The organism is Saccharopolyspora mangrovi (genome assembly GCF_035320975.1).
Lineage (GTDB): Bacteria > Actinomycetota > Actinomycetes > Mycobacteriales > Pseudonocardiaceae > Saccharopolyspora > Saccharopolyspora mangrovi.
The window spans coordinates 44,485-53,087 of the sequence record NZ_JAWLNX010000010.1; the positions used below are offsets into that span (position 1 = coordinate 44,485).

The window sequence follows — 8,603 nt, forward strand, 5'->3', positions numbered from 1 at the left end:
CCGCGCGAGAGCTCCTCGGGACCGCAACCCGACCCGCGCCGACAGGTACCGCGCGGGCCAGCTCGCCAACGACGACGAGGAACTTCGATCATGCACACTCTCGCCGACGGCTTACGGCTGTCGATGAACTGGCTGGACAACCTGATCCTGATCACCTACTTCGCCGTGGTGCTGGGCATCGCCTTCGCCGCGAAGCGCAGCGTGAGCAACAGCCTGGACTTCTTCCTGTCCGGCCGTTCGCTGCCCGCCTGGGTGACCGGGCTGGCGTTCGTCTCGGCCAACCTCGGCGCCACCGAAATCCTCGGCATGGCGGCCAACGGCGCCCAGTACGGCGCGTACACCGTCCACTGGTACCTCATCGGCGCGATCCCGGCGATGGTGTTCCTCGGTCTGGTGATGATGCCCTTCTACTACAACTCGAAGGTGCGCAGCGTTCCGGAGTTCCTGCTGCTGCGGTTCAGCAAGTCCTCCCACCTGCTCAGCTCGGTGATCTTCGCGGTGGCTTCGGTGCTGATCGCCGGGGTGAACCTCTACGCGCTGGCGATCGTGCTGCGGGCGCTGCTGGGTTGGCCGCTGCCGGTCTCCATCTTCACCGCGGGCCTGTTCGTGCTGGCCTACATCGTCATCGGCGGGCTGTCCTCGGCGATCTACAACGAGGTGCTGCAGTTCTTCGTCATCGTCGCCGCACTGGTCCCGTTGACCGTGCTCGGCCTGGCACGCGTCGGCGGCATCGACGGGTTCATCGACAAGGTGATGACCGGCCCCGGTCCCGGATTCCTCACCGCCTGGGGCAACACCGGCATCGGGCAGGACAACCCGCTCGGCGCGAACTGGCTGACCATCACCCTCGGCCTGGGCTTCGCCGTCTCGTTCGGCTACTGGACCACCAACTTCGCCGAGGTGCAGCGATCGCTGTCGGCCAAGAACCTCTCCGCCGCGCGACGCACCCCGCTGATCGCGGCGTTCCCGAAGATGTTCATCCCGCTGATCGTGGTGCTGCCCGGCATCATCGCGCTGCTCGTGCAACCCACGATCGGCCAGGCCGGAAGCGGGTACGACTACAACGACGCGATCCCGATCCTGATGCGCGACCTGCTGCCCAACGGCGTGCTCGGGCTGGCAGTCACCGGCCTGATGGCCTCGTTCATGGCGGGCATGGCCGCCAACGTCTCCAGCTTCAACACCGTGTTCACCACCGACATCTGGCAGGCCTACATCAAGCCGCACATGCCCGACCAGCACTACCTGGCGGTCGGCCGGGCGGTCACGGTCATCGGCGTGGTCGTGGGCATGGGCACGGCGTTCCTGGCGGCGTCGTTCAGCAACATCATGAACTACCTGCAGACGTTGTTCTCCTTCTTCAACGTCCCGCTGTTCGCCACGTTCATCCTGGCGCTGTTCTGGAAGCGGATGACCGCCAAGGCCGGTTTCTGGGGCCTGCTTTTGGGCACCGTCGCACCGATCACGTTCTACTTCGCCTACCAGGGCGGACTCGTGCAGATGGGCTCCGACCAGGACGCCAACATGACCGCGTCGATGATCGCCTTCGCCGTCAACATGGCGGTGAGCGTGCCCATCTCGCTGGCGACCACGCCCAAGACCGACGAGGAGCTCGACGGCCTGGTCTACACCCGCAGCGCCGCCCGCGACCAGGGCGAGCGGGCACCGGGAGACGACGCCTGGTACCGCCGCCCGGCGCTGCTGGGCTGGAGCGCCATCGTGCTGGCCGCCCTGTGCTACGTCCCGTTCTCGTTCTGAGCCCACCAGGAGGTTTCCCATGCCAGACCTGCCCACCCCCCGCACCGGTGAAGTCGACGAGCTCGAACGGCACTCCGGCACCGCCACCAAGCTGTTCGACGTGCGCACCGTCATCGGCGGCCTGTTCCTGCTCTACGGCGTGATGATCGGCGGTGCAGGACTGCTCGCCACCGAAGCCGACCTGACCAAGGCCCAGGGGATCAACATCAACCTCTGGACCGGGGTGAGCATGTTCGTCGTCGGCGCGCTGTTCCTGCTGTGGATGCGGCTGCGGCCGGCGACCTGATCGACGACGACCCACGCGCGACGGGTGCCCCGCGCACCCGTCTGCCCCCGAGCACCCGTCGCGCAGCACCGAGGAGAAGTCTTGAACGGCCTTTCAGTGGTCATCCCCGAACCGGGCGACCTGCGGCTGGTCCCCACCGAAGCCCAGGCCCCGGGCCCCGGCGAAGCGCTGGTGAAGGTGGCCCACAGCGGCATCTGCGGTTCCGACCGCGACGTCTACACCGGCACCCGCCCCAGCGGCTTCGTCCGCTACCCCGTGACCCCGGGCCACGAGTGGTCGGGCACGGTCGAAGCCGTCGGCGACGACGTGGACCCGGCACTGGTCGGAAAGCCCGTCGTCGGGGAGGGTTTCCGCAACTGCCAGGTCTGCCCGGCCTGCCGCCGCGGAGACGCCAACCTGTGCGCGGCCGACTACGACGAGACCGGTTTCACCCGGCCCGGAGCCTGGTCGAGCTTCCTGACGCTGCCCGCCCGCCTGCTGCACGTCCTGCCGGACGGAGCCGACCTGCGGGCGGCGGCGGTCCTCGAACCGGCCGCCTGCGCGGCAGCGGCGTGCCTGAAGCTGGCGGTCTCACCCGGCGAACGGGTCGCCGTCATCGGCGGCGGCAGCCTCGGTCTGCTGTCCGCGCAGCTGCTGGCCGCCTCCTCGCCCGCGGAGCTGACCCTGGTGCACTCCCGACCCGGCCGGGAGGAGCTCGCCGCCGCCTGCGGCGCGACCAGCTACGTCACCTCGCCGCAGGCCGAGGAGCTGACCGGCCGGTTCGACGCGGTCATCGAGGCCGCGGGCGCCTCCGGGTGCGCTGATCTGGCCACGCGGCTGGTCCGGCGGGGCGGCCGGGTGGCGCTGACCGGGATCCCGGAGCGCGACGAGCAGCCGCTGTCATCGGCGCACCTGGTGCTCTCGGAAGTCACCGTGCACACCGTCTTCGGGGCCTCTCCCCGCGCCTGGAACCACGCCGTGCGGGCGTTCGCAGCCGGGGTGCTCCAGCCCGAGAAGCTCATCAGCAGGCAGTTCTCCATCACCGAAGCTGCGGAGGCGCTGCGCGTGCTCAGCACCGAGCGCGACGACGTGGTCAAGATCCTGCTCGGCCCCTGAGCGCCGCTGCGGTCCCCGGGGAACTCGCGCCGGGGACCGGACGCCGCGCCTCTCATGTGGACGCATCACCGCGTTGGGGTGTCCGCTGGAGTAGCGTCGTCGCAGCGGCCGAGTTCGGAGGTAGGGAAATGGGCAGGGGCACGTCTTCGTCACCACGTCGGGCCGTGATGGCCGACGTAGCGGGGCTGGCGGGCGTCTCGCAGCAAACGGTCTCCCGCGTGCTCAACGGGCACCCGTCGGTCTCGCCGGCGGCCCGCACCCGGGTGCTGGCGGCGGTCGAGGAGCTCGACTACCGGCCCCACTCCGCCGCCCGGGCGCTCGCCTCCCGCCGCACCCGGATGATCGGCGTGGTCAGCTTCGACACCACGCTCTACGGCCCGGCCAGCACGCTCTACGGCATAGAGCAGGCGGCCCGCCGCTCCGGGTACTCGGTGAGCGTGACCAGCGCGAAGTCCTTCGACGGCGACCGCGCCAGCCAGGCGCTGGACCGGCTGAACCGGCAGAACGTCGACGGCGCGATCGTCATCGCACCTCAGCTGTCCACCGTGGAGGCCCTGCGCACGGTCCCGTCCGACCTGCCGGTGGTGGCCGTGGAAGGCGGCGAGGGCAACGGCCACTCCACGGTGTGCGTCGATCAGGAAGAGGGCGCCGCGCTGGCCACGCGGCACCTGCTGTCGCAGGGCGCCGAGTCGGTGTTCCACATCGCCGGCCCGGCCGACTGGCTGGAGGCCCAGGGCCGGGTCGCCGGCTGGCGCGCCGAGCTCGAACGCGCCGGGATCCAACCGCCGGAGCCGCTGCGTGGCGACTGGAGCCCGGCCTCCGGGTACGCCAACGGGCAGCTGCTGGCCGAGCGCTCCGACGTGCGCGCGGTGTTCGTGGCCAACGACCAGATGGCGCTCGGGGTCCTGCGCGCCTTCCACGAGCGAGGTGTCCGCGTCCCCGCCGACGTGCTGGTGGCCGGCTTCGACGACGTGCCCGAGGCCGCCTACTTCACTCCCCCGCTGACCACCGTCCGGCAGGACTTCGACGCGGTGGGGCGGGCCAGCATCGACCTCCTGCTCAAGCAGATCTCCGGCGATTCCCCCGGTGGTGAGTCGGTGGTGATAACGCCCGAGCTGATCACCCGCCACAGCAGCATCGGAAACCTGCGCGAGAGCGCGCTTTCGGACGCCTGAGGTTCCTCCCGCAACACGAACGCGCCTGGAACCGGGCCGAATAAGTGTGATTTGACCTGCTGACCACACCCCCGTAACGTCCTGATCACGTCATGTTAGCGCTCACTTCCTGAGCGATCGACGAAATCCCGCGCGCATCACGCACTTCCGACGCGCATCCGGAAACACCGTGACCGGAACGGAGAATCGACGTGCGCCCACCCCCACTCGTGCTGCTCACCACCGTGATCGCGTTCGCCTCAGCAACCCCGGCCTCGGCAGCCGACTACCCGATGCCCGGTGTGGTCACCGGCGACCTCGCCGCGCACGACCCGTCGCTGCTGAAATCCGGTGCCGGGTACCTGCTCTACTCCACGCACGACCGCATCGAGATGCGCAGCTCGGGCGACCGCACCCAGTTCGACCGGGCGGGTTCGGCCTTCACCTCCGTGCTCGCGTGGGTCTACGACTACAACGCCGACGGCGACGTGTGGGCACCGGACACCTCCTTCCACGCCGGCCAGTACTGGATGTACTACTCCGCCTCGGGATTCGGCTCCAACCACTCCGCGATCGGGCTGGCCACCAGCCCCACCGGAGAACCCGGCAGCTGGCAGGACCAGGGCATCGTCCACGCCACCACCACCGCCGACGACCACAACGCGATCGACCCGAACCTGCTGGTCGACTCGCAGGGGCGGTGGTGGCTGTCGTTCGGCTCGTTCTGGACCGGGATCCGGCTGATCCAGCTCGATCCGGCCACCGGCATGCGGCATCCCACCGACCAGGTGGTGCACCGGCTGGCCACGCGCCAGCAGGACCCGCAGCACGCCGTGGAGGCGCCCGCGATCGTCGAACGCGACGGGATGTACTACTTGTTCGTCTCGTTCGACCGGTGCTGCCAGGGCGCGCAGAGCACCTACCGGATCATGGTCGGCCGCTCCGCCGAGCCGACCGGCCCCTACCTCGACGCCGCGGGAACTCCGATGACCGAGGGCGGGGGCACTGAGGTTCTCGCCAGCCACGCCAACATCATCGGGCCGGGCGGGCAGAGCGTGCTGGCCGACTCCGACGGCGACCTCCTCGTCTACCACTACTACGACGCCAACGCCGGTGGTGCGCACAGGCTGGGCATCAACCTCCTCGGCTGGGAGCAGGGCTGGCCCAGGGTGCGCTGAGAACCCCCGTCCGATCGCCGAAGACCTTCAACCGGTCACCGGACTCACCCGACGTTCGAACGCTGTCCGACATACCGACATCGAGGAGAACCTGATGCAGGCACGGATCTCGCGCCGCACCGCCCTGGCCGCCGGCGCCCTCGCGCTCGGCGCCACCGCCCTCCCGGCCACCGCCGGCGCGGCCGCACCGCGCTACGCCAACCCGCTGATCCGGCAGCGGGCCGACCCGCACATCACCCGGCACACCGACGGCTCCTACTACTACACCGCCACCGTTCCCGAGTACGACCGGCTGATCCTGCGCCGCGCCCGCACCATCCAGGGGCTGGCCGACGCCGACGAGGCCGTCGTGTGGCGCAAGCACGAAACCGGGCCGATGGGCGCGCACATCTGGGCACCCGAGCTGCACCACGTCGACGGGCGCTGGTACCTCTACTTCGCCGCGGGCGACGCCGAGGACGTGTGGCGGATCCGGATGTACGTGCTGGAGAACTCCGCCGCCGACCCGTTCACCGGTGCATGGGTGGAGAAGGGTCAGATCGCCACCGCCTGGGACGATTTCTCGCTGGACGCCACGACATTCGTCCACGGCGGCACCCGCTACCTCGCGTGGGCGCAGCGGGAACCCGGCATCGACAGCAACAGCAACCTCTACCTCGCGCCGCTGAGCAACCCCTGGACGCTCACCGGGGCACCGGTGCGGCTGTCGCAGCCGACCTACGAGTGGGAGACCCGCGGCTACAAGGTCAACGAGGGACCGTCGGTCATCCAGCGCAACGGCCGGGTGTTCCTGGCCTACTCGGCCAGCGCCACCGACGCCAACTACTGCCTGGGACTGCTCACCGCCTCCGCCGACGCCGACCTGATGGACCCCGCCGCGTGGACCAAGTCGGCGGAGCCGGTGTTCACCTCCAGCGAGGCCAACTCGCAGTACGGGCCGGGGCACAACAGCTTCACCGTGGCCGAGGACGGCAGCACCGACCTGCTCGTCTACCACGCGCGGCAGTACCGGGAGATCGACGGCGACCCGCTGCTCGACCCCAACCGCCACACCCGGGTCCAGCCCCTCGGCTGGAAACCCGACGGAACGCCGGCCTTCGCAACCCCGGTTCCCGACAGCCACTAGCGAGCCGGAGGCCCGGCTTCGGTCAGGTCCGCTGGAGCTGGACGCAGCACTCCCCGGGTTGCGGGGCGAGGGTGGCCTCGACCGCTGTGGCGTGGAGTCCGGCGAGGAATCCCTCGAGGAACGCGTGGTTGATCCCGCAGACCAGTTCCGGGGAGTGCGCCGCCTGGGGGTGGAAGGGGCAGTTGAGCAGCCGCACGCAGCCCGGTGACCTGCGTGCGGGCTCGAACCCGTAGCGGGCCAAGGTCGTCTCGGCCTGGGTGAGCGCGCGTTCGGCTCCGAGCTTGCCCGGGCGGAGCCGTTCCCGGTCCGCCGCGCCCAGCTCGTGGCCGCGCTCGCGAGCGGTGCGCACGGCGGCTTGCCGGGCGGTTTCGCCCTCGCCTTCGGTGCGCACGGCCTCCAGCAAGATCTCGGCCAGCAGGTCGTGCCGCCGGGGCGGGATGCTCACGCGGATGTCGACCTCGGCCGGTTCGTAGACCTTCGGGGTCCGGCCCACCTTGCGGATGCCGCCGACCGGCTCGAACCGCGCGGTCAGCAGGCCCGCACCGACCAGCTTGTCGAGGTGGAAGGCGGCGAGCTTGCGGGAGATGCCGACCTCGGCCGCCGCCTCGTCGCGGGTCACCGGCCGCCGGGACCGGCGGATGAACTCGTACATCCCGCGCCGCAGGTCGTCGTCGAGGGCCGCCACGGTCGCGAACGGGAAGCCCGGGGTGTCACCACCTGTGCTCACCCCGCGAGCGTAGCGCAGTTCCACCCACGTGGATTCGCCGAAACACCTCGATCTCCACTGTGCTCCAGGTCTCTTGCTTCTCGGCACGAATAAAACTAACGTCCTTTGCCGAAACGCGGCGGGCCGCACCCGCCGCGCCGAGATGCGAGGACCTGCTGATGACCCCCGCCACCGCACTGCGCGTCGCGCACGAGCCCGACGCAGGCATCGACCTCGACGCCGCCGAACGCGCCGCCGGGCAGCTGCTGCGCGCCCTCGGGATCTCCACCGACTCCGAGAGCCTGTCGGGCACCCCCGGGCGGATGGCCCGCGCCTACGCCGAGCTGTTCACCCCGCGCGCGTTCGACCTGACCACGTTCCCCAACGACGAGGGCTACGACGAGCTCGTGCTGGCGCGGTCCATCCCGGTGCGCTCGGTCTGCGAGCACCACCTGCTGCCCTTCGTCGGCGTGGCGCACGTCGGATACCTGCCGGGTCAGCGCATCCTGGGACTGTCCAAACTGGCCCGGATCGTCGAGCACTTCGCCTGCCGGCCGCAGGTGCAGGAACGCCTGACCAAGCAGGTCGCCGACTGGCTGTCCGAGCACCTCGAGCCGCAAGGCGTCGGAGTGGTCATCGAAGCCGAGCACACCTGCATGACGCTGCGCGGCGTCCAGGCCACCGGCTCGCACACGGTCACCTCCACGCTGCTGGGCACGCTGCGCTCCGACGCCCGGTCCCGGCAGGAGTTCTTCTCCCTCACCGGCGTCCACCGCGCCTGATCGGCCGTTCCCGCCACCTGCTCGTCGGCGACGCACCCTCCTCGGCCAACCGCAGCGACAACGACGGCCTCAACATCGGCAACGACTACAACCTGAGCGTCCTGCCGGTCCAGTTGTGCGGCAACAACGTTGCCGTTCTCGGTGCGGTGGCACCGATCGGTTCGCCGCAGACGGTCGAGTGCACCAACGCGCCGATCGTCGACCACCCGGAGAGCAAGCCCCCTGCGGAAGAACCGCCAGCGGAAGAGCCACCCGCGGAGGAGCCACCCGCGGAGGAGCCGCCGGCGCACCAGCCGCCGACGGACGACAGCTCCGACCAGGACGAGACCCCACCGGCGGATTCCTCGACCGAGGTGGAGGACGAGTCCGAAGACCTGCCGACCGCACCGTCTCCCGTTGCGGTGGAAGGACATCACGCGGTCACGGGCTAACACCCCACCGCTCACCACGAGAGGCGGGGGGGGCGGGGGGGCCCCCGGCCCCCCCCCCCCCGGCGGGGGGGGGGGGGGCCGCGGCCC

At 70.4% G+C, this 8,603-nt stretch carries 9 protein-coding genes; 8 read left to right on the top strand and 1 reads right to left on the bottom strand.

Annotated features, from left to right (window positions below; all coding sequences use genetic code 11):
* The first annotated feature begins 90 nt into the window (after window positions 1-90).
* The 6 genes from R4I43_RS16050 (at window position 91) to R4I43_RS16075 (ending at window position 6,597) form a co-directional block, all read left to right on the top strand.
* On the top strand, window positions 91-1,758 hold the full coding sequence (locus R4I43_RS16050) for a sodium:solute symporter family protein (RefSeq protein WP_324266417.1): 1,668 nt from the start codon (window positions 91-93) through the stop codon (window positions 1,756-1,758).
* A 19-nt stretch (window positions 1,759-1,777) separates the two neighbouring features.
* On the top strand, window positions 1,778-2,044 hold the full coding sequence (locus R4I43_RS16055; RefSeq protein ID WP_324266418.1) for a hypothetical protein: 267 nt from the start codon (window positions 1,778-1,780) through the stop codon (window positions 2,042-2,044).
* Between the two features lie 81 nt (window positions 2,045-2,125).
* Window positions 2,126-3,139: a zinc-dependent alcohol dehydrogenase gene (locus tag R4I43_RS16060; protein WP_324266419.1), complete on the top strand. Its 1,014-nt coding sequence runs from the start codon at window positions 2,126-2,128 to the stop codon at window positions 3,137-3,139.
* A gap of 128 nt (window positions 3,140-3,267) precedes the next feature.
* On the top strand, window positions 3,268-4,314 hold the full coding sequence (locus R4I43_RS16065) for a LacI family DNA-binding transcriptional regulator (protein WP_407691256.1): 1,047 nt from the start codon (window positions 3,268-3,270) through the stop codon (window positions 4,312-4,314).
* Between the two features lie 191 nt (window positions 4,315-4,505).
* Window positions 4,506-5,471, top strand: coding sequence for an arabinan endo-1,5-alpha-L-arabinosidase (locus tag R4I43_RS16070; protein ID WP_324266421.1), 966 nt, complete (start codon window positions 4,506-4,508; stop codon window positions 5,469-5,471).
* A 94-nt stretch (window positions 5,472-5,565) separates the two neighbouring features.
* Window positions 5,566-6,597: a glycoside hydrolase family 43 protein gene (locus R4I43_RS16075; protein ID WP_324266422.1), complete on the top strand. Its 1,032-nt coding sequence runs from the start codon at window positions 5,566-5,568 to the stop codon at window positions 6,595-6,597.
* A 22-nt stretch (window positions 6,598-6,619) separates the two neighbouring features.
* On the opposite strand, the gene R4I43_RS16080 is transcribed toward R4I43_RS16075, so the two are convergent.
* A complete protein-coding gene (locus R4I43_RS16080; RefSeq protein ID WP_324266423.1) occupies window positions 6,620-7,324 on the bottom strand; it encodes a helix-turn-helix transcriptional regulator in 705 nt (234 codons plus the stop codon).
* Window positions 7,325-7,482: 158 nt separating this feature from the next.
* Here R4I43_RS16080 and folE point away from each other — a divergent pair, with 158 nt between their 5' ends.
* Together folE and R4I43_RS16090 are read left to right on the top strand one after the other, a co-directional pair.
* A complete protein-coding gene (folE, locus tag R4I43_RS16085; protein ID WP_324266424.1) occupies window positions 7,483-8,085 on the top strand; it encodes a GTP cyclohydrolase I FolE in 603 nt (200 codons plus the stop codon).
* A gap of 146 nt (window positions 8,086-8,231) precedes the next feature.
* The gene (locus R4I43_RS16090) at window positions 8,232-8,516 is read left to right on the top strand and encodes a hypothetical protein (protein ID WP_324266425.1); all 285 of its coding nucleotides are present in this window, start codon (window positions 8,232-8,234) and stop codon (window positions 8,514-8,516) included.
* The last annotated feature ends 87 nt before the right edge of the window (window positions 8,517-8,603 follow it).